The 21,358-nt window shown below is 43.9% G+C and carries 15 protein-coding genes; 12 read left to right on the forward strand and 3 right to left on the reverse strand.

Going from position 1 to position 21,358, the window contains the following annotated elements; translation table 11 throughout:
- Positions 1 to 125 precede the first annotated feature (125 nt).
- Both QZV86_RS10150 and QZV86_RS10155 read left to right on the forward strand, forming a co-directional pair.
- Entirely contained in the window at positions 126 to 569 is a 444-nt protein-coding gene (locus QZV86_RS10150; protein ID WP_295627325.1) for a copper resistance CopC family protein, read from the forward strand.
- Positions 570 to 582: 13 nt separating this feature from the next.
- On the forward strand, positions 583 to 2,607 hold the full coding sequence (locus QZV86_RS10155; protein ID WP_295627328.1) for a CopD family protein: 2,025 nt from the start codon (positions 583 to 585) through the stop codon (positions 2,605 to 2,607).
- 153 nt (positions 2,608 to 2,760) lie between these two features.
- Here QZV86_RS10155 and QZV86_RS10160 read toward each other — a convergent pair whose 3' ends face one another.
- Positions 2,761 to 3,945, reverse strand: a complete 1,185-nt coding sequence (locus tag QZV86_RS10160) for a trypsin-like serine protease (RefSeq protein WP_295627331.1) — start codon at positions 3,943 to 3,945, stop codon at positions 2,761 to 2,763.
- 441 nt (positions 3,946 to 4,386) lie between these two features.
- Between QZV86_RS10160 and QZV86_RS10165 the strand changes: the two genes are divergently transcribed.
- Together QZV86_RS10165 and QZV86_RS10170 are read left to right on the forward strand one after the other, a co-directional pair.
- Complete coding sequence (locus QZV86_RS10165; protein ID WP_295627335.1) at positions 4,387 to 5,229, forward strand: GNAT family protein; 843 nt, start codon at positions 4,387 to 4,389, stop codon at positions 5,227 to 5,229.
- A 134-nt stretch (positions 5,230 to 5,363) separates the two neighbouring features.
- Positions 5,364 to 7,322 (forward strand): calcium-binding protein, encoded by a 1,959-nt coding sequence (locus tag QZV86_RS10170; RefSeq protein ID WP_295627339.1) that lies wholly within the window; start codon positions 5,364 to 5,366, stop codon positions 7,320 to 7,322.
- A 135-nt stretch (positions 7,323 to 7,457) separates the two neighbouring features.
- On the opposite strand, the gene phoB is transcribed toward QZV86_RS10170, so the two are convergent.
- Together phoB and QZV86_RS10180 are read right to left on the reverse strand one after the other, a co-directional pair.
- Positions 7,458 to 8,186 (reverse strand): phosphate regulon transcriptional regulator PhoB, encoded by a 729-nt coding sequence (gene phoB, locus QZV86_RS10175; RefSeq protein WP_295627342.1) that lies wholly within the window; start codon positions 8,184 to 8,186, stop codon positions 7,458 to 7,460.
- 139 nt (positions 8,187 to 8,325) lie between these two features.
- Positions 8,326 to 8,772 carry a phosphate-starvation-inducible PsiE family protein gene (locus QZV86_RS10180; RefSeq protein ID WP_295627345.1) on the reverse strand — a complete coding sequence of 149 codons (447 nt, stop codon included), beginning with the start codon at positions 8,770 to 8,772 and terminating at the stop codon, positions 8,326 to 8,328.
- Between the two features lie 156 nt (positions 8,773 to 8,928).
- On the opposite strand from QZV86_RS10180, the gene QZV86_RS10185 reads away from it, so the two are divergent.
- The 8 genes from QZV86_RS10185 to QZV86_RS10220 all read left to right on the forward strand — a co-directional run.
- Positions 8,929 to 9,753 (forward strand): DUF3450 domain-containing protein, encoded by an 825-nt coding sequence (locus tag QZV86_RS10185; RefSeq protein WP_295627348.1) that lies wholly within the window; start codon positions 8,929 to 8,931, stop codon positions 9,751 to 9,753.
- Positions 9,750 to 11,243 carry a MotA/TolQ/ExbB proton channel family protein gene (locus QZV86_RS10190; protein WP_295627351.1) on the forward strand — a complete coding sequence of 498 codons (1,494 nt, stop codon included), beginning with the start codon at positions 9,750 to 9,752 and terminating at the stop codon, positions 11,241 to 11,243. The genes QZV86_RS10185 and QZV86_RS10190 overlap by 4 nt, the downstream gene beginning before the upstream one ends.
- Position 11,244: 1 nt before the next feature.
- Entirely contained in the window at positions 11,245 to 11,868 is a 624-nt protein-coding gene (locus QZV86_RS10195; RefSeq protein WP_295627354.1) for a MotA/TolQ/ExbB proton channel family protein, read from the forward strand.
- Complete coding sequence (locus tag QZV86_RS10200; RefSeq protein WP_295627357.1) at positions 11,865 to 12,272, forward strand: biopolymer transporter ExbD; 408 nt, start codon at positions 11,865 to 11,867, stop codon at positions 12,270 to 12,272. The genes QZV86_RS10195 and QZV86_RS10200 overlap by 4 nt, the downstream gene beginning before the upstream one ends.
- Positions 12,273 to 12,277: 5 nt before the next feature.
- Entirely contained in the window at positions 12,278 to 12,913 is a 636-nt protein-coding gene (locus QZV86_RS10205; protein ID WP_295627360.1) for an energy transducer TonB, read from the forward strand.
- Positions 12,914 to 12,921: 8 nt separating this feature from the next.
- Positions 12,922 to 14,094 carry a lipopolysaccharide assembly protein LapB gene (locus QZV86_RS10210; protein WP_295627363.1) on the forward strand — a complete coding sequence of 391 codons (1,173 nt, stop codon included), beginning with the start codon at positions 12,922 to 12,924 and terminating at the stop codon, positions 14,092 to 14,094.
- Positions 14,095 to 14,216: 122 nt separating this feature from the next.
- Positions 14,217 to 17,402 carry a TonB-dependent receptor gene (locus tag QZV86_RS10215; RefSeq protein ID WP_295627366.1) on the forward strand — a complete coding sequence of 1,062 codons (3,186 nt, stop codon included), beginning with the start codon at positions 14,217 to 14,219 and terminating at the stop codon, positions 17,400 to 17,402.
- A 457-nt stretch (positions 17,403 to 17,859) separates the two neighbouring features.
- Positions 17,860 to 21,358: FG-GAP-like repeat-containing protein (locus tag QZV86_RS10220; RefSeq protein WP_295627369.1), on the forward strand; the 3,499-nt coding region annotated here is incomplete at its 3' end.

The raw sequence follows: 21,358 nt of genomic DNA on the forward strand, positions 1-21,358 counted from the left end.
GCGTTGCTGCTTTTATGATGATGCGCAAAAATAAAAATGAAGGGCAAAGCACAGCAGTTTAGTGAGTGAATTTGGAAGAGTGAATTAAGGATGAGTGATGAACTCATCCTTACGAAGAGCATCCAATGATTATTGGAAGAATAATAGCAAAGCATCGAGGAAAAATTGTGCGAAATAAGCGATTATCAAAATACGGTGTTGGAAGAGTTACAGCGTTTGCTGTAGTGGTCATTTTATTTTCTTTATTATCTCAAGTTAATTCTGTAATGGCTCATGCGACTTTAGTTAAATCTGATCCGCCTCGCAGAGCTATGCTTTCTACATCACCGAAACAAATACAGCTCTGGTTTAATGAAAAAATCGAAGGATCTTATGCATCAGTAACAGTAGAAGACTCGAATAAAAAATTGGTTACTGAAAATATTCCAGAGGCAATTACAGATGATCCGAAGTCTATTGTATTAAATTTGCCTCAGATTCAACCCGGACGCTATACAGTCCATTATCGCGTGATGTCGGTGGATGGCCATGTCATTGAGTCAGAATATGATTTTAGTATCAAAAAATAACTTGTTGCAATAGATGATAGACATAATTGCAGCATTAGCACGTTGGGTTCAGCTTCTAGCAAATCTAATCTTACTTGGCAGTTGTGTGTTTTTGATAATTACAAATACTGCAAAACGAGCTCAGCCGAAAGTATGGGTAGGACGACTAGAACGCCTGTTTCCTTGGCTAGCTGTGAGTATCCCAATAGGCCTGCTTGTAATCCTGAGTACAACCATAGTGCAGGTGACTGGAAATCCCAGTAGTCTAGGAGAACATGAGGTTTGGCTGGGACTGTTGGGAGGTACGCGTGTAGGACAGATTTGGATTTTACGTTTTACAGCGGCAATACTCCTATTGCTGGCAGTTTTATACCTTTGCAAAGCATCTAGAGCGCGGTGGCGGTATGCTATGTGCGCTGCAATTGCGGTTTTGCCGCTCGCTGCAAGCTCATTAGCTAGTCATACTGCAGCGGAAGAATTCTCGCTGACAGCTGTAATGCCATATGTGCTTCACCTCATTCTGGCCGGTATATGGTTTGGAGCTTTGCCAGCTTTTATATTGCTAATTCTTGATAGACAGAATGAGACAAACGAAAGGGTTGTAAGCTTCGAATTCGAGACACTGAAAAAGTTTTCATCAATTGCATTACCAACGATGCTACTGATTATATTCACTGGATTAGTGGTCGCTGATCAAATATTTGATGGCTATTATGCTGCATTAGTTGCGACTCCCTATGGTTGGCTTTTAAGTGCAAAAATATTCCTATTAGCTATTATTCTTTTGATTGCTGCACGAGTACGTTCTTATTGGCTTCCTTTATTGAATTGTAAACAAGATTCTGATGTAAGTATCGGTAAAAGTGGAATCAAGAAATGGGTTCGCATTGAATTTATTTTGGCATTACTACTACTTCTGTTAGCGACGATAATTACCAATACAACGCCTGTAAAGCATGCACTTATTGAGAACTGGCCATTTCCATTCCGATTCTCAGTTGTTGCTACTTGGAATCAACCCAATGTTGCTAATCAAGTCTGGATTGGTTTGGCGGTTCTGGTGCTTGCTGCGGTAGTCTTGCAACTAGGTCGACTACGAAACTGGGGAATAAAGCGTCTAATTTTTATTCCAGCTATATTGTTTATATCTGGGGGAGCGATTGCGTTGCAACCTCTGACAATTCAAGCGTATCCTGAAACTTATCGGAGACCACCGGTTCCTTTTGATGCAACTTCTGTGGCGCATGGTGCTGCTGTATTTGCACAACATTGTGTTGAATGTCATGGTCTTCAGGGAATGGGTAATGGTATCAAGTCCCGGACTTTATCCACGAAACTGCCGGATTTACTCATTGAGCCGCATACCGTGGAGCATACGCCAGGAGATTTTTATAACTGGATTACGAATGGTATGGTAAATACGGATATGCCGGGTTACGCTGAGAAATTGTCCGATGAAGATCGATGGGATCTGGTTAATTATATCCATGCATTGTCGCGTGGATATCAGGCACGGATTTTAACATCAGAGGTTGTGCCCAATAAAGCATATGTAAAGCCGCCAGTTTTTTCATACGGAACTCATGATGGAAGCTTTGGCACACTGCAAGAGTTTCGAGAAAATAAGACCGTTTTTCTGGTTGTCTTTTCATGGCCGCAATCTAGAGATCGTTTGGAGCAGTTAAAACAAACTTATGAGCGATTAAAGGAACAAAATGTTGCGTTGCTTGCAGTGCCCAATAAAGATCTTACTGCCGAAGATATGGAGCAATTAGTGGCTGAAGAACTGCCTTTCCCCATTGTTACGCAAAGCGCTGCTGAGATTGCGGAAAGCTATGCATTGTCACGCAGAACATTAAGTCATCCTGATATTATCGGACGCGGAACAACTCCTGATCATATGGAGTTTATAATTGATAAGAGTGGCTATTTGCGCGCACGTTGGATTCCATCTGTAGATCACTCGGGATGGACAGATATTGATCATCTGCGCCTGCAAATAAGTTTGCTAAATCGCGAGAAAATGAACACATCCTTTCCGGAAGATTTTGTCCGATAACTCGTTAGCCATTTAGGAAATAAGCACAGATATCTCTGAGAGCATTAAACGATACCGAGTGTCGGTGTAGAAAAAATTCCAAACTTGTGATACGAAAGCTCCTGACAATGTCAGGAGCATCGGTAAATTATGAGTCAATGTTTCCTAGTAAAATCATGGGCATGCTGGACTTGGGCAAAATGTGTTTACTAAGGGAACAATATTGCCACTCGTAAAAGGACTAGCTCCTTGCACTTTAGGATTAGGGCTAACATATCCCCAGCTTGTCACGGCAACAACAACATTCTTTTTCGCACCTAAACCTGGAACATTAGGTGTTGCTATGGGATCAATACCAAAATTAATAATCCAGGGCCCACCACTGGAGCCTCCTGTCATTCTTGAGCCGATTTGTATGTTATTAAACCATTCAGCATCTGTTATTGTGTACCCTAGTGAATCAGTGCGCATCATATTCAAGCCTTTACTTAATCCGACTGGATATCCTAATTGAGTAATTTCAGTTGCATTAAGTCCCGCAAAAGAAGTAAAGCCAAAATTATTCCAACCGTAGGCTAAGAAACCTGTGCGGGCACCCGGATATTTGCCATTGAGAGGAGCTGCTACAAGTACAGCAACATCATTTGGGCAAACTACATTGCATCCATCCGTTCCATTAATCCATGATGTCATTACCGCCGCACCTGTGACTCCATATATTCCATAAGGCGCATTAGGAGTGAATCTGTCAGTCAAAGCAGGTACATACACCCAGTTTCTATAAAAAGCACTGGTGCCGTAGCCTGCCACGCAATGAGCAGCCGTTACAATAATTCCCGGCTTGATTAAAGATGCTGAGCAAACGAAAGTGCTGGTGCCTATATTGAAATATAGCTTGCCGGATGCGCTGAAAGGGTATTCCTTGGACGTGCGTCCTTTTTTCGCTTCAACACGTGATGTCGTGAATGGATGATTGAATGAACCATATTCTTGTGTCGAGATGCCATCATTCACGTCAATTGAATTTGATAAGGGAATTGACATAGGGTTTTCTTGTCCGCTTCCCGCCTTGCCTGCGGAAAAACCAGGTGTTCCTTTAAAGGCTTGTTTTGCATTGCGAGAAATATCCGAAGGTTCCGGTACCATATTTAACGGTTCCGGCATTTTCATCGTATGTGCACCAGCAAAATTAATGAGAGCTACTTGAGGCTGTAAATTAGTCGATGAGACTGTTAAAACAGTTACCTTACCTTTCTGCTCTATTTTGCTGACACTGGGAGTTGCAGCATTACTCGTGGCAATAATAAATAACAACAACATAAGCACTGAAGCTTGCTGAAGGAGCCTGGTTTTTCTCATTTTTTATTCCTTATTTCATAGATAAATAAAACTAGATTTTAGGTAAAGCACATCTCAACAAGATTGAATTTTCTTGATTTATACAATACAGAATGGAGAAATAGCCAGACTTTAGAAATCTAATCAACTGTGTAACAGAGAAGATTAATAACCTAATTGTCTCTACTCAAACTATACAGGCCCTAAAATCATAAAGCTGTGAAAAAACTCACACTTTGAGATCTCTGATCACACCTTTGTTATTTTGGCATAATTGTGATTTTTATCACAGTATAAATTACTTTAAATATATAGAATAACTATAGGTGTTGTAGATATAATTTGTTAGCATATGTGATGGTCCATGTGGGTTATCAGAAATTTTGGATAAAAATTTTTATCCTTTCTCATTTATTTTTGGAAGTGTTCTTGTGGTAGGTAACCCTAAAAGTGAATCCGATCATGCTAGAACTTAGTGAAAAAAATTCTACTGAGACGTTTGTTAATTCGAATCCAATCTATTGGATTAATTTAGTAGATGACCAATTTCGGCAAAAGAACTTCGGACGTGCTCGCGATTTCATCATTCAGGCATTGGCCAATTTTCCAGATCACCCAGTGTTATTGGATCGATTATTTATTGTCGATCAGCGATGGAATTCTCTAATTGCATGCAACAAGATTCATTTGTCGACGCCCGCTGAGAGTGATTTCTCATTCTTGCAGCAATGTTATGCGAATGAGGAGTTTATGGAACAATTTTTGCCGATGGGTCGTAAAAAACAAAGTACTGAATCGATACTTGCTGCGCTCAGAAATAATGAATTTCCAGTCGCTCAGTCGAGAACTATGCATCGGATCATCAAAAAAGAAGAGTGTGCTGATCAACTCCAAACATCCCTAAATAACAGTGGCTTGAAGCCGATTGGGCTTGCGAGCTTAGTAGATATTCAAATTGCTCATCGGCGCGCTGAATTACTCATTGGAATACCAGATAACGATGATCGGCAGCGAGTTTCCGGCGTCACTATGCTGCTAATCCTTGATTTTGCATTTAATCAAATTGGATTGCATAAATTAACTTCATTAGTTATGGCTAATAATCCCCATTCGCAAAAAAGCACGGAGGCCATAGGATTTATCCGGGAGGGCTTGCGCCGGCATCATCTGCGTGATCCTAAATCACGTGCGTGGGTGGATTGCTATGAAAATGGTTTAGTTGAAGATAGTTTTCGTGCAAATCCAGTCATCGCACGCGTGTCAAAACGCTTACTTGGACGAGATATTACGCTGCAGAATGTTTGAGATTGCAATGCAAATTGACTAAAGGGAGTGGGTCTTATGGATACTTCTTAGCTACAAACAGAATGCTGAAGTGTTTCACGAACAAAATTACGCGCGAAAGTATTTTGTAACACCACTAACTTAAAGGAAATGCCATGGCTAGTTATATTGGTACAAATGGGAACGATACTCTGATTGGCTTAGATGATGATTCTGATGAGCTAACAGGTAAGCTAGGGAATGATGTATTAATAGGCGGAGATGGCAAGGGCTCTGATTGGGCTTTATACACGCATGCGCCTTCAGCTGTGACAGTAAATCTTGTTGCGGGCACAGCCTCGGGAGGGGATGGCAACGATACGCTGTTAGGAATTGAAAATATTAGTGGTAGCAGCCATAACGATATTCTGATAGGTGATGCGAATAGCAACACGCTGAAAGGCAATAAAGGCAATGATACGTTAATAGGTGGAGATGGTTTTGATACTGTTGATTACTCTGATGCATCAGCAAAGGTAACCGTTAATCTGGTCACTGGTGTCGCCTCTGGTGGAGATGGAAATGATGTGCTGAATGGTATTGAGGCAATTATCGGTAGCAACTTTAACGATACTTTGATCGGCGCAAATGGTGATGGCAATACCTTATCCGGTGGCAGTGGTAATGATACGTTAATGGGCGGTGATGGTGGTTTTAATGTATTGGATGGCGGTAGCGGCAATGATTCGTTGCTGGGAGGAAGTTTTAGCAATTATTTGTCCGGTGGTGAGGGTAATGACTCTTTAGTAGGAGGTGAAGGCAACGATACGTTGACCGGAGGATTGGGCAACGATATTTTGACAGGAGGGAATGGATGGGGCCGTGACAGTGCTTATTATTCGGGCGCATCATCAGCAGTGGTGGTCAATCTTGCTAATGGAACTGCTTCTGGAGGGGATGGTAGCGACATCCTTAAAGGAATTGAAGATATTTGGGGTAGTTTCTATGACGATACTTTAATAGGTGATACTAATAATAACTTCTTGATGGGTTTTGATGGCAAAGATACGTTAGTGGGCGGAGCAGGTGACGATTATTTGTTGGGTGACGCAGGTAGTGATTCGCTAATCGGAGGTGATGGTTTTGATCTGCTGTTCGGCGGATTTGGAAATGATGCATTAAATGGCGGATCAAGCGATGATTACCTGTCAGGTGAGAGCGGTAACGATACACTAGTGGGTGGATCAGGTGACGATTACTTGTCAGGTGCCGATGGTAACGATACATTAGTGGGTGACGATGGCAGCGATAGGCTGATCGGTGGGGCTGGTAGTGATATATTGACAGGGGGTGATGGAAAAGGTTTTGACTGGGCTGATTACTCTGCTGCATCTTCAAGTGTAACTGTCAATCTTGCTACAGGTTCCGCTTCTGGAGGCGATGGTAACGATACGCTGAGTGGAATTGAAGGTGTTACTGGTAGCTTTAATAACGATAAGCTGATAGGAGATGCCGGTCATAACACCCTGGAAGGAGGCGAAGGTAATGATTGGCTAATGGGAGGCTTAGGTGATGATGCTTTGCTGGGAGGAAAAGGAACAGACTGGGCCAGTTACAGTGATGCTACGTCGGCTGTGATGGTCAATCTTGCTGCCGGCACTGCCACTGGAGGTGCAGGCAACGACTTCCTGCAAGAAATTGAGAACGTGGAGGGCAGTAAGTATAACGATACTCTAAAAGGAAATGCTAGTGATAATGCCCTGAAAGGTGGCGCGGGTAACGATACGCTCGACGGAAAAGCGGGTAATAATATGCTAACCGGCGGGGCTGGTAACGATATATTTAAATTTACGACAATCGGTCACGCGGATAAAATCATTGACTATAATGTAGTCAATGACACTATCCAATTAGAGAATGGAGTTTTCACCGCATTAACAACTACAGGTACGTTAGCTGCTGGTCAGTTTAAGATTGGTGCGCAAGCGTCGGATGCGAATGACTTCATCATTTATAACAAGTCGACAGGTGCATTGCTATATGATGCGGATGCCAATGGCGCTGGCGATGCGGAGCAGATAGCTATGGTTGGTGTTGGATTGGACATGACCCATGCGGATATTGTGGTAATTTAATCTGTGCTAGTTTTGATCTGATTTCTCAGGTCATTTAGTAGGTCAGACTTGATCTGACAGTTACCCGGTTTGACGCAATGCGTGTCAGATCGGGTCGCAACTACTACATTTTGCAATTGACCCGCCTTCTAGATTTTATCCTATCCTTTCTTCGCTGCATTCGACAGAAAACCGGTAACCAGTTCCCCGCACGGTTTGTACCAGATTCTCTTTGCCTACTGTTTCAAGAATTTTACGTAGCCTGCGGATATGTACATCGACGGTACGGTCCTCGATAAAAACATGATCACCCCAGACACGGTCAAGCAATTGGGCGCGCGTATGTACGCGTTCCTTATACGCCATGAGAAAGTGCAGTAAGCGAAATTCTGTGGGTCCTAGTATAATTTCTGTGAGCTTTGTAGAATCATACTCGGGGAACACATGCACCCTGTGTGTCGTGGGGTCCAGCCTCAAACCGCCAATCTCTATAATTTCATCGGACATCTCGGGTAAACGACGACGCAGCACCGCCTTAATCCGCGCTAGTAACTCACGGGGTGAGAATGGTTTAGTAATGTAATCATCTGCTCCAGCTTCCAGACCGGCAATTTTGTCGTTTTCTTGAATCCGGGCTGTCAACATGATGATCGGAATGGTTTTAGTGCGTTCCTCGCGTCGCAAGTTTCGTGCAAACTCCAAACCGGTGATATCAGGCAACATCCAGTCAAGCAACACTAGATCAGGTAACACATTGTTAATCAGAAGTTTTGCGTGTGCAGCATCACTCGCACATAAAACCATATGACCGGCTTTCTTTAAATTAAGCGCGATCAATTCCTGAATTGCAAGTTCATCTTCGACAATCAGTATTGTTACAGCCATCAACTACTCCATTGATATTCACTATCAGCTAATAGATGTTGTAATAATATTAATAAAGCATGACATATTTATGACAATCTGATGAATGTCATAAATTTATCTTATGGAGAGTTGATTGATGCACGTGATTTCAATCAAGTCAATCAACCGCATCAGGTGAAAAACGAATGGAAACAATCCGCAGTAACGTCAGTATTGTAATGGCAGCAATATGGAGACCCACTTCCAGCAAGGTGTATTCTTTATACCAAAGTCCGATCAATTCTCCGATCAACACGACCAGTGCGACATCCAGAATGAAAGTTACTTTTACACGCCCGAGAGCCAAGTAGGAATGCAAGATACGTATCAGTTCCAGTAATGCCAAGATCAGCACGATATCTACGATGATGCGCTCGGCAACATGTGCCCACCCATTTTTTACAATATCAAGCAGACTCAATATTAAATTCAAAATGCCCGCACCTATCCATAAATAGAGTGCAAGCATCAGGACGCCCACAATCAACTGAATGGCACGAATGTGCCAATCGGTATCGGTTAACTGAAATGTACCACTTCCTTTTATTACCTTGGGATTAATCATTCTGCGATTCCGGTATTGAGTGACATGGATGCTTATCTTAGTGCAGCAATATGAAAGATGTATGACATCTCAAAAGATCTGGTCACCTAAGCATGCATTGGTCAAAGCGAAGTTTATTGATCGCGATAGGAATTAATTAAATGACATCGAAATGTCATGAAAGTGAAATATTCAACTTGTAGTATGCATGGCATTGTTGATGAGGAATTTATGCATACCCATTTTCCAGAAAAAATAGTTTCAATCTTCGGCTTAGTGATCTTGTTGTTAACTACTCCAGTAGCGATGGGGAATAGCTTGGAAAACTTGGCTAAATCATTGGCCAAAATTCGCGGTGAGGTCGAAACACTTCAGACGCAGTTGGATCTTGATAAAGAAAAGCATGGTAGCAGAATGATTGCGCTTAATTCGCAATTGGCAGATTTGAGTGTTGAAGAACGACGACAAAAACTGAGTATCGAGAAGTTGCAACATTCCATCGAAAAATTGGGTGTTGTAGCGAAACAGGCAGAGCAATCAGGTGAAAGTCTGAAGCCAGTTCTGCTGGCGGCACTGGGTGAGTATAGGTTGCATATTCAAACCGGATTTCCATTCAAAATGGAAGATCGCGTTAAGGCTATCAGTGACCTGGAAAATAATTTGATCAATCAGCAAATAGATCCCAATAAAGCAGTCAACCAAACTTGGTCATTGATCGAAGATGAAATTCGATTGAGTAAGGAGAATGGCATTTACCAGCAAACAATAATGCTCAATGGAGAAAAAATTCTGGTGGATATCGCGAAACTGGGTACGGTGTTTCTCTTCTTCCAAACCAAGGACAACCAAAGTGGAATGGCTAAAAAACTGGCACAAGGCGGCTGGCAGTTTGAAATCGTGGATAACGCCGGTGATAGGGAGCGAATCAGAAATTTATTTGATTCATTGAAGAAGCAAATTCGCCAAGGTTATTTTGAATTACCGAATCCGTTAAAAAAATGAAAATAATATTATCAATCCTGACAGTGTTAATAGTCTCGTCCAGTTTGGTTTTCGCGCAAGATCAGAAAGACACAGGAGCCGCCGAGAACGTATCGGTTTCAGTACCTGAAAGAAAACCTGAATCGACTCCTGCCAAAAAACAAAATTCAGCCAAGCAAGATACCATCAGCTTGGAGACGGCTTATAAGCGTGAATATGCTTTTCTGGAAGCGCAGAAACGCGAATTGACTGAGCGCTTGAGAACCTATCAAGCCAGCGCCAATCGAGAGGAGCAGGCGCTGAGTGGAAAAGTCAATGCGCTTGAACGCAGCTCAGTTGAGCGTTCAGCCAAAATTGATCAGCTAAGTACACAACTTACCGAATCAGAGCATAAGGAAGCTGCGGTGGTAGAACGTAGCGATGCTCTGGAAACCACTTATTTGCAAGCAGAAGCAACCTTGAAGAATCATGGCATAGAAATGCCCGAAGCGATGAAAGAAGCCAAGGATAATGATCCAATCAAAGTGAATTTTTTGTTTAAGCAAGCATTGTCTTTACTCCAAAATCTCGGTGCAATTCAGACAAAAGCGGGGCATTTTTTCTTAGCCAGCGGTAAGCAGGTTGAAGGATCATTAATTCATCTGGGTAATATTGCAGCCTATGGCATCAGTGACGACGGTGGCGGAAGTTTGGTGCCTGCGGGTGGCGGTGATTTCAAGGTTTGGAAAAATGCGGGTGCTGAGAACGCGGCTACTTTAAGCAAAAATGAACAACCCGATGTTTTGCAGTTGTATTTATTTGAATCACGCACCAGTGCAATTGATGAATCTCCTGAAAAAAACATCATAGGTATTATTGATTCTGGTGGCCCAATTGGTTGGATCATCGTGATGCTAGGTGGTGTTGCGGTCTTGTTGGTTCTGATCAGAGCGAAGTTATTACGAACAAATAGTTCTAACAACCAGCAATTGACGGAACAAATTATTGGCCAGTTAGCTTCCGGTGATCTGGAGGTTGCCAAGAAAAGCTGTGAAGACAATTCATCGGCGATCGGGCGTGTGTTGCACTATACCCTGCGTCATTTGAAAGATGACCGAGATCACATGGAAGGCATCGTATACGAAGCCATTCTGCAAGAATCCGGCCCATTAGATCGTTTTGGTGCGGCGATATTGGTGATTGCCTCCGTAGCGCCCCTGCTCGGCTTGCTGGGTACGGTAACTGGCATGATCGAAACCTTTGACATGATTACCGAATTTGGCACAGGCGATCCTAAGTTGTTGTCGGATGGCATTTCGATTGCCTTGGTAACAACGCAACTGGGCTTGATCGTAGCGATTCCAATATTGATGCTGGGTTCATTGCTGTCCTCCTGGGCCAAAAATATTAAACGTGACATGGAGCATTCAGCACTCAGAATCATTAATGTTTTTTTGGGTGGTGGGCTTGATATCGATGAAGTGAATGTACCCACTGTGGACGAGACTGCTCTGGCTTTAGGTAATACTTGAAATGGATTTTTCAGAATACATTCTGATCATAAAACAATTGCTTGCTGCGGGCGGGATTGTGATGCCTCCTTTAGTGCTGTGTATCCTGTTGCTTTGGTATGGCCTAGGTTATCGATTTTGGGTGATGAAATCGCTTAAAAGAATCGGTGTGCGCGACTTGTTGAAATATTACCAGCAGCATGATGACAAACCGGCCAGAGGTATCGTTGCTCAGGCTATTAAGCAAGGTGTTCGGTTGCAAAAAAAAGGCGTGAAAAATCTGCGGCGCCATTTGGATGCGGCTTTTTATGAATATGAAAGAGAGATCCGTAAATTTTCTGTTTTGGTGCGCATCATCATCATCATTTCCCCTTTGTTGGGTTTATTGGGAACTGTGATTGGAATGATCGAAACATTCGATTCATTGGCAACAATGACTTTGTATTCCCAATCCGGGGGTATTGCGGGTGGTATTTCACAGGCTCTGTTTACTACCCAGATGGGTCTTACAGTCGCCATTCCCGGCTTGTTGGCACACAGCATCCTAAACCGAAAACAGCACCAAATAGAGTTGGATCTTTCACAAGCCAAAGATTTGCTGTGTCACCAAGTCCATAGTCATCACCCAACTAAGAGTCCTTCATGATGAGAAACCAAGAATCTGCCGAAGTCGAAGCCACCATCGATATGGCGCCATTGATCGATATCGTTTTTATCTTATTGATCTTTTTTATGGTGACGACGACTTTTGTTAAAGATATGAAGCTGGAATTAGAGCGGCCCAAAGCTAATAGCGCCGTGGCGGCTTCGAGCAAGGCGATTCGTTTATTTATTGATCGCAACGGAGATACTTATATGGATGGTGAGCCCGTTCGGCTGTGGTTGATACAAAGCAAGTTACGTGATGCGCTAAGTACTGCCTCCAACAAAATTGTTCTGGTAGTAACGGATGAAGGTGTACCGGCAGGAAGATTAGTAGAAGTAGTGGATCAGGCGCGTTTGGCAGGGGCCGAAAGCGTTGGTGTTGCAACTAAAAAAGAAGCGGGGTAGAGAAAATGAGAACAATTAATATGAAACAACATGTGGCTGGAGTCGTGTCAATGTTATTTGGCCTGGTGTTCGTGTTTGGGCTGATCGTGATATTAAATCACTACATGGGAAAGATTGAAAGAACACCACCTCAAGAAGTGACAGAGATTTCCATGACGCGGGAAATCAAACAAGAACCCAAGAAAGAAATTAAGAAAGTGGAGCCCAAAAGACAAGTATCCCGTCCACAAGCACCCACGCCTTTCAAAGGACTGGATACTGCGCTTTCCGGCATAGATCTAGGCTCGCTGGGCCTGGATAACGGGCAACGCGACATTGACGACAGTTTGCTCGGTAAAACCGGTAATGCTGTCATGACAGCCGATTTGGTGGATATTCCACCAAAACCGATTGCACGCGGATCGTTCAAATACCCGCCGACAGCCAAAAGAAATGGAGTCAAGGGTTATGTTGTTCTGTCGGTATTGGTTGAAACTGATGGTTCTGTCAATCAGGTACAAGTGCTGGAATCCAGTCCATCCGGAATTTTTGATGCGGCAGCGCTGCAAGGCATTCGTGCCTGGCAATTTGAACCGGCGAAGTACAAAGGCGACATTGTTCGTGTCTGGGCCAAACAAAAAATTCGCTTTGATTTATCTTGATAGTTGATATGAAAAACCGTTGGACCTGGCAGTTTCATTATCTGATTTGCGCCGCTATCGCGCTGAGTTGTTACGCTCACTCCGCTGGAGCGAACGATAATAAGACGCAGCCAACCGATTTTCTTGAATTGGCTGCAGTCATGTTAAAAGATGGCCATCATGACCGTGCTTTGCTGGCTTTGCAAAGTGTCGATCTAGGAAATAAAAAAACCGATCTGGCTAGATTCTATACATTGCAAGGCTTATCGTATCTGGGACTGAGCGACCTTGAGGCAGCCAAAGACAGCCTGCAACTAGCCGTCAAAAATGGGCAAAAAGATCCCTCGATCTTCATCTATTTGGCACAAGCTTACTTTGGGGTTAAAGATTACAAAAATACCATTGATGCCATTAAAAAAGCAGGTGCATTGATTAACAAAGATGCGGTTCTAATCAGTATGAAGGCGGAATCCTATTGGCATTTGCAACAAACCACAGCGGCAATCAACACCCTGAATGAAGGGCAACGAGCTTTTCCATCCGATTTCCGCTTTCTCAAGCGCAAGGTATTTTATTTTGTCGAGCTGGGACTTTATCAGGAAGCTATCAGGTTAGGCCGGGAATATTTTAAACGCTCTAACGCAACCGCTGCGGATTATGTCGCATTCGGCAATGCATTGCGTTTGAGCCGGGAATATAAGGAAGCGATCAATATCCTGGAAGTTGCACGCTTGCAATACCCGCATGAAGAAATGGTGGCAAAACTGCTGGCGCATACCTATCTTGATCAAGGGTATTTGAATTCTGCGGCATTTATCCTGGAACAGGCCGCGTTATCGAATCCTAATCTGCAGGCTGAAGCTGCCGAAATTTACCGGCGCGCAGGTCGCTTCCACAAGGCGCTGACACTCAATGAAAGCATTAGTGATCAAAAAGTGAAATTGAAACAACGATTATCGATTTTACTGGCATTAAGGCAATTCGAGCGTGCCGCCAACATGGAATCCAGTTTGTACCGTACCGGTTTATTGGAAGATCAGGATGTGCGCTACGCATTGGCTTATGCGCTTTTTTCAAGTCGACGTTTTTCCGAAGTCAATAAGCATTTGGAGCATCTCAAGAGCGCCGAGCTTTTTCGCAAGGCCACTGAACTTCGGCGTTTGATGGAAGCATGCAAGAACGAACCATGGCAATGTGCCTGATGCATCTACTGACTATGCTGCCTTAATATCCACTCGAGAGAGCTCTTTCTGTCATCTAATAATTAAAGGATTATCTCCATGAAACAGTGTGCTGTAAGTGGAGAGGGGGCTTGATACGCTAAATGAATGTAAATTTTAAAAAAATCTTCTGGTTTTGCAGCTTATTCGCGATTACTGTAATCAACAATTTTGCCTGGGGAAATGCCGAGAAAGCCGAGTTTTCTGTTCATTTATTTCAGAATGGGCTGCCGATTGAAAATGCAGAGCTATTGATTACCAGTGAATCGTATGATAAATCCAATGCAGCCTTAATCTTTGAAGCCACGCCCTCAACTTATAGCTGGCTTGCGGATGCGGATTCGCCGCTAAGAACCAATGCCAACGGCAGTATTGCTGGAAAATTGCCGCCCGGATTTTATCTATTTGCTATTCAAACGCAAGATCAGAAATTTACTTTCGACTTGCCGTTGGATCCAGCTGAAAACGTGCAAATTCTTATTACATTCTATCCCGGGAAAAAGAAGCCACTATTGAATATTGAAAGTTCTGTTACAGGAACGATGGCGGGTGTTGATGCAGCAGCAAGCAAACCCCAAGATCAAGGAGAGGGTGCTATTGCTGTGCAAGTGATATCTGCAGAGACGCAGAAACCGCTCAAGGATGTGCAAGTTTTTCTGAGTGGATCCACTCAGAAGTTAAGAACAGATGAACAAGGCCGGGTAACTGCGACTATCCAAGCGGGTAGTTACAGTATCTCTTTGTTACATAGCGCGTATAGTAGCCAAACGCAGGATGATGTCAAAATTACTGACGGAGAAACCACTGAGCTAAGCTTCAAACTTACTCCTGCAGGAGTTGAATTGGCTGAATATGTGGTTCTGGAGCCTCATCTGGCGGGCACTGTTGCTTCGGTAATTGAAGAGCAACGAGCGGCAACATCTGTTTCTACTGTATTGGGTGCTGAACAATTTAGCCGAGCCGGCGATGGTGATGCTGCCAGTGCGTTACGAAGAGCATCCGGTCTCACTCTGGTAGGCGGTCAGTTTATTTTTATCCGTGGGTTAGGTGAGCGATTCTCAACTACATTGGTGAATGGTGCAGCAGTCCCTAGTCCGGATCCAACTCGGCGTGTGGTGCCATTGGATCTTTTTCCGACCAACATTCTTGAGAGTGTATTAGTACAAAAAACCTATTCTCCAGATCGTCCGGCAGAATTTGCTGGCGGAACAGTGGAGTTACGAACTCGCGGTATTCCCGATGCATTCTTTTTCAATCTCAATTTGCAGACGGGCATTAATGACAATACCACCTTCCGTGATGGTTTGACATATAAAGGAGGAGCAACTGATTTTACCAGTTATGACGATGGTGCGCGTGCATTACCGGATTCACTTGCAAATGCAACTCAAAATGGAAATTTGCAACCAGCATCTGTGTTCAATCCAAATGGCGTTACTCCTGGACAACTTGAGGGGCTTGGCGAGGATTTATCAGGGGTATGGGATGTTAACAGGAATAAACAAGGACCCGATACCGGCTTTCAGGCATCCATGGGAGATAGTTTTTCTTTCGGTGACTTCAGGGTAGGCTATATTACCGCGGCGGGTTGGAAGCAGGAATTCAGAAGGCAAAATGAAATCAATCGTGAATTTGCTTCTGCTAGATTGATTGAGACTCAAGACCTGGATGTGCAGCGATCGTTGCGTGAAGTGGCAGTAACGGGTTATGCGGCGACCGAGCTTGAATACAAAGACAGTCACCGGTTATTTGCCAAGACAATGTTTCTGCGTCAATCAATTGATGAAGCAAGGGTTTCTCAAGGTTTCGTTGACGCGGAAACGACTGAAGTTCGGAGGACGAGGCTGAGATTCTTCTCTAATCAATTATTGACGAACCAATTTGGCGGTGAACATCGATTTGATTGGTTGAAAGATTTCTCTATCAATTGGCTATATACCGATGCTACTGCCAACAGGGATGAGCCTAAAACGAGGGATTATCGCTATGATGCAAGCCCCGCGACTGGTGATTTTATATTCTCTCAAAGAGCGGATAGTAATGTCATCACGTATGCAGACTTAATCGATAAAGATCAAAGCTGGCGAGTGGATGGAAAATTGCCACTGCAACTCACATCCAATCATAAATTAACGTTGAGTAGTGGCGTTATTACCCAAACCAAAAGTAGAGATGCAAGCGCACAAAGGTTTAGTTACTTTAGATTTGGCCCCGATGCATCCAATACTGCCATTACTTCACAATCATCTGTTGAAAGTATTTTATTGCCGCAGTATATCGGTGCAAATGGATTTCAGTTGCGCGACGTAACACGTAAAAGTGATCAATATACTGCTTCCCAGAATTTATTGGCTTATTATGGCAAATTAGATTTATTGTCTTATGACAGAGTTAATGTTACTGGCGGGCTACGCTGGGAAGATAATGATCAGAAAGTTAATACGTTTTTAAGAAACCAGCCGACAACAGCACAACTGAATCGAGTTGATATGCTACCGTCTGTGGTGACCACTTTTTTTCTTACCGATAAGCAGCAACTTCGGGCAGGGTTTAGTCAAACGTTATCGCGGCCGGATTTTAGGGAATTATCATCAGCTCCTTTTTTTGATATGAATACTAATCAAGAAACTGTTGGTAATCCTCTATTAAAACAAACTGCAATTACCAATTGGGATTTGCGTTGGGAATATTATCTCTCTCCGACTGAAAATATATTTGCCGGTTTTTTCTGGAAAGATTTAACCAATCCCATAGAATTGGTCGCTCAACCTGGCACCGGAGCTTTGAACACATTCCAGAATGCTGACAAAGCCAGTGTTTATGGATTTGAGTTGGAGGTATTAAAGAAACTGGATTTTGTACACCCACAGTTGCAGAATTTTTATGTAGGTGGCAATTACACGTGGTCTCAGTCCAATGTTAAATTAACTGCTCAGAATCTTATCGCTCAAACGACAAATAATAGGCCGTTGCAAGGGCACTCTGAGCATATTGTGAATTTCCAGGTTGGATATGACAATCCAAAATGGAAAACACAAGCAACCCTTCTATACAACGTTGCCAGCGAGCGGATCATGGCAGCCGGTGTGCTTTCCGCACCGGACAAGTATGAGCAGCCCTTTCAGCAACTGGATTTTGTCGTTAGTCAGAATTTATACAAAGGATTGTCGACACAGATTAGCATGCAGAATTTACTCGATGATGATGTACGTATCATGCAAGGAGACGAAATTAGCCGCCAGTTCCGCCGCGGGCGCTTTTTTAATTTAAGTGTTCGCTTAGCATATTGATTGTAGAAAATAATACGATTCTCACATCATGAAGTGCCTGATTTTTTTGATCACACCATTGATGCCACCGTTACCGGATGCTATACCAAAAAACGACCGTCTGAAGATCCCGGCAATCTATCCTCTCTCTTAGTTTTATCACTCGTTATTAATCCAGTCAGGGAGTAGTTTTTTGCATGTTTTAACAAGCGCATGCAAAAAATTCCAATAAAATTCTTACACAAACAGTCAGAATTATCTGAATTGTCATCAAAGTATTTTTGTGCCACAGTGCCTGATCTCGTCAACATATTCTTATAAAAATAATTTAAATGAACGATTTGCGGTATGCGATGTAATGTCCGGCTGATCAGCGTCCCGATCATCAAATTGCCCGGTGGACGGCAGTGATGATGGTGGATGACTTCAACGTTGATGAAATGCCCGCAAATCACTTCTTATTTTGGAGGCAAAAATAATGACAACAACGACCAGCATCAATTTATCCAGTCTTGATGGCAGTAACGGTTTTCGTATAGATGGCCTTTCATATTACCTGTCGGGTTTTTGGCTTAGTAGCGCAGGTGATATGAATGGCGATGGTTTTGACGATGTGGCCATTAGTACTACCTATTTTCGGGAGTATTCAGGGAATAGTTATATAGTGTTTGGAATGGAATCGGGCTTTAGCGCCAGCAGTAATTTGGGTGGTTTTCGTGCAGGTAGTAACGGTTGGTCGAAAAATACTGTCGATGGCGTGGGTGATGTTAACGGTGATGGTTTTGATGACGTGATTGTGGTTACAGAAACCGATAATTTTTATGGCGATACCGTTGTTAACGACACTTACGTGATATTTGGCAAAGCTTCTGATCTTGATCGCAGCAATGGATTTAGTCTGGAAGCAGGACTGGATGTTCAAGCTAGTGGAGCAGGAGATGTTAACGGGGACGGTCTGGGTGATCTTATTATTGGCGCACCGCTGAATGACAGTTATTCCGGTTCCAGCTACGTGGTATTTGGCAATTCTTCAGGTTTTGATGCGACGATGGATATATCAGGGCTTGATGGAACCAATGGTTTTCGGCTGGATGGCATAGCGGAGCTTAATCTTTCAGGTTATTCAGTCGACGGTGCTGGGGATGTCAACGGAGATGGTTTTGATGATGTGATTATTGGCGCTTCTAGCGTAGATTCAAACGGTTTCCATATCGGCTCCGGCTATGTCGTGTTTGGCAAAGCTTCGGGATTCAGTGCCGCCATGAGTTTGTCCGCTCTTGACGGTAGTAACGGTTTTCGTTTGGACGGTGCGGTGATGGACCGCAGCGTTGTCAGAGCTGCCGGAGATATCAATGGTGATGGTTATAGTGATGTGCTTGTCAGTGGGCGCTCTTCAGGTAGCTATGTGGTATTTGGCAAAGCTGCGGGTTTTGATGCGACGATGGATTTATCCGATCTTGATGGCAGCAACGGCTTTCATCTGGATGGAGCAGGTCAGGTTATCTCGGCGAATTCTGCCGGGGATGTGAACGGTGATGGTTTTGATGACGTGATTATTGGCAATTCCAGAGGCGATTCGAATGGAGAGGACTCCGGCTCCAGTTACGTGATGTTCGGCAAGACATCTGGGTTTGATGCCGAGATAAAGTTGTCTGATCTTGACAGCACTAACAGCATTCGTCTGAATGGGGTAGCTGCGGGTGATAGATCAGGCCATTCTGTGAGCAGTGCGGGGGATGTCAATGGAGACGGTTTTGACGATCTCATGCTTGCTGCGACAGGAACTGATTGGAATACCCATAACTCCGGCTCTGTTTATGTGATTTTTGGTGCCAGTCAATTTAATGGTGTTGTAACTTATGTGGGCTTGCCTGCAGATGATGTTTTTACAGGCACTGCGGCTGCGGAACACTTTGATCCCAGTGATGGCAATGATTTATTGATTGGCGGTGGTGGTGCGGATGTGATGTATGGGGGTAACGATGACGACACCATCCGGGTATCCGATCTGGATTTTCAGTTGGTCGACGGAGGCAGCGGGAATGATACGTTGGGCCTGGATGGTGGTGGGATGAATCTGGATTTGGCCAATACTCAGGGAAAAATCAGTGGCATTGAAACGATAGATCTGAATGGTAGCGGCAACAACATCTTGACCTTAACATCAGAGAGCGTAGTCAATTTGTCAGATACAACCAACATATTGATCGTTAAAGGTAATGACGGTGATCATGTTGCCGGATTAAGCGATTGGGTGGATAACGGTATTCAGGGTGGCTTTCATGTGTTTACGCATGATCGTGCAGTGCTGAACATTGCGAATATTGTTACTACAGATTTTATTGCAAATGGAAACATCGATTTATCCCTGTTGAACGGTATGAATGGTTTTCGTTTGGATGGTGTGAAGGGGGATGATTATTCGGGGTATTCGGTCAGCAGTGCGGGAGACGTCAACGGTGACGGGTTTGATGATGTGATTATTGGTGCACCTCGTGCTGATCCAAATGGACAGAATTCCGGCTCCAGTTACGTGGTTTTTGGTAAGGCTTCGGAATTCGACGCGACGATGAACCTGTCGGATATTAATGGTAGTAACGGTTTTCGTCTGGATGGAGTGGCGTCATATGACTACTCGGGTAAATTAGTTAGTACTGCAGGGGATGTCAACGGTGACGGATTTGATGATTTGTTGATTGATGTTCCTGGTGACGACTCGAACGGGCAGAATTCCGGTTCCAGTTACGTGGTTTTTGGTAAGGCTTCGGGATTCGACGCGACGATGGGCCTGTCCGATCTTGACGGTGATAATGGTTTTCGTCTGGATGGGATGGCAAGTTTTGATTTATTAGGTAAGTCAGTCAGTACAGCAGGGGATGTCAACGGTGACGGATTTGATGATTTGTTGATTGGCGATCCTAATGCTGACCCGAACGGTAGATTTTCTTCTGGCTCCAGTTACGTGGTTTTTGGTAAGGCTTCGGGATTCGACGCGACGATAAACCTGTCTGATCTTGATGGCAGTAATGGTTTTCGTCTGGATGGTGATAAGGCAGGCGAAAGTTTGGGCCTGTCAGTGAGTGGTGCAGGGGATGTCAATGGTGACGGGTTTGGTGATGTTATCATTGGTGGTAACTCTGAGAATTATGTATTTTTTGGTAAAGCTTCGGGGTTCGATGCAACGATGGATTTGTCAGATCTTGATGGAATCAATGGTTTTCGTCTGGATGGGATGGCAAGTTTTGATTTATTAGGTAAGTCAGTCAGTACAGCAGGGGATGTCAACGGTGACGGATTTGATGATTTGTTGATTGGCGATCCTAATGCTGACCCGAACGGTAGATTTTCTTCTGGCTCCAGTTACGTGGTTTTTGGTAAGGCTTCGGGATTCGACGCGACGATAAACCTGTCTGATCTTGATGGCAGTAATGGTTTTCGTCTGGATGGTGATAAGGCAGGCGAAAGTTTGGGCCTGTCAGTGAGTGGTGCAGGGGATGTCAATGGTGACGGGTTTGGTGATGTTATCATTGGTGGTAACTCTGAGAATTATGTATTTTTTGGTAAAGCTTCGGGGTTCGATGCCACGATGAATTTAGCTGATCTCAATAGTAGTAGCGGTTTCTATCTGGAGGGAATGCCGATCCGTGATCGCAGTGCATCAGTCAGTGACGCGGGAGATGTCAACGGTGACGGATTGGCCGATCTAATTGTCGGTGCTTATGGTGCTGATCCGAATGGTAATGATTCCGGCTCCAGTTACATCATCTTTGGACGAAGTGATTTCACCGATGGTGATGAGGTGGATTTCCCCGGCACGTCGGGAGACGATATTTTCACCGGCACCAAAGCGGCAGAAAGCTTTGAGGGTGGAGAAGGAAATGACCGCATGATCGGCCGCGGCGGCGCGGATTCGTTCGATGGGGGTACGGGCAACGATTACATCCGCATATTGGGCGATGACTTTCTGTTAGTTGACG

Origin of the sequence: uncultured Nitrosomonas sp. (genome assembly GCF_902826915.1) — a bacterium.
Classification (GTDB): Bacteria; Pseudomonadota; Gammaproteobacteria; order Burkholderiales; family Nitrosomonadaceae; genus Nitrosomonas.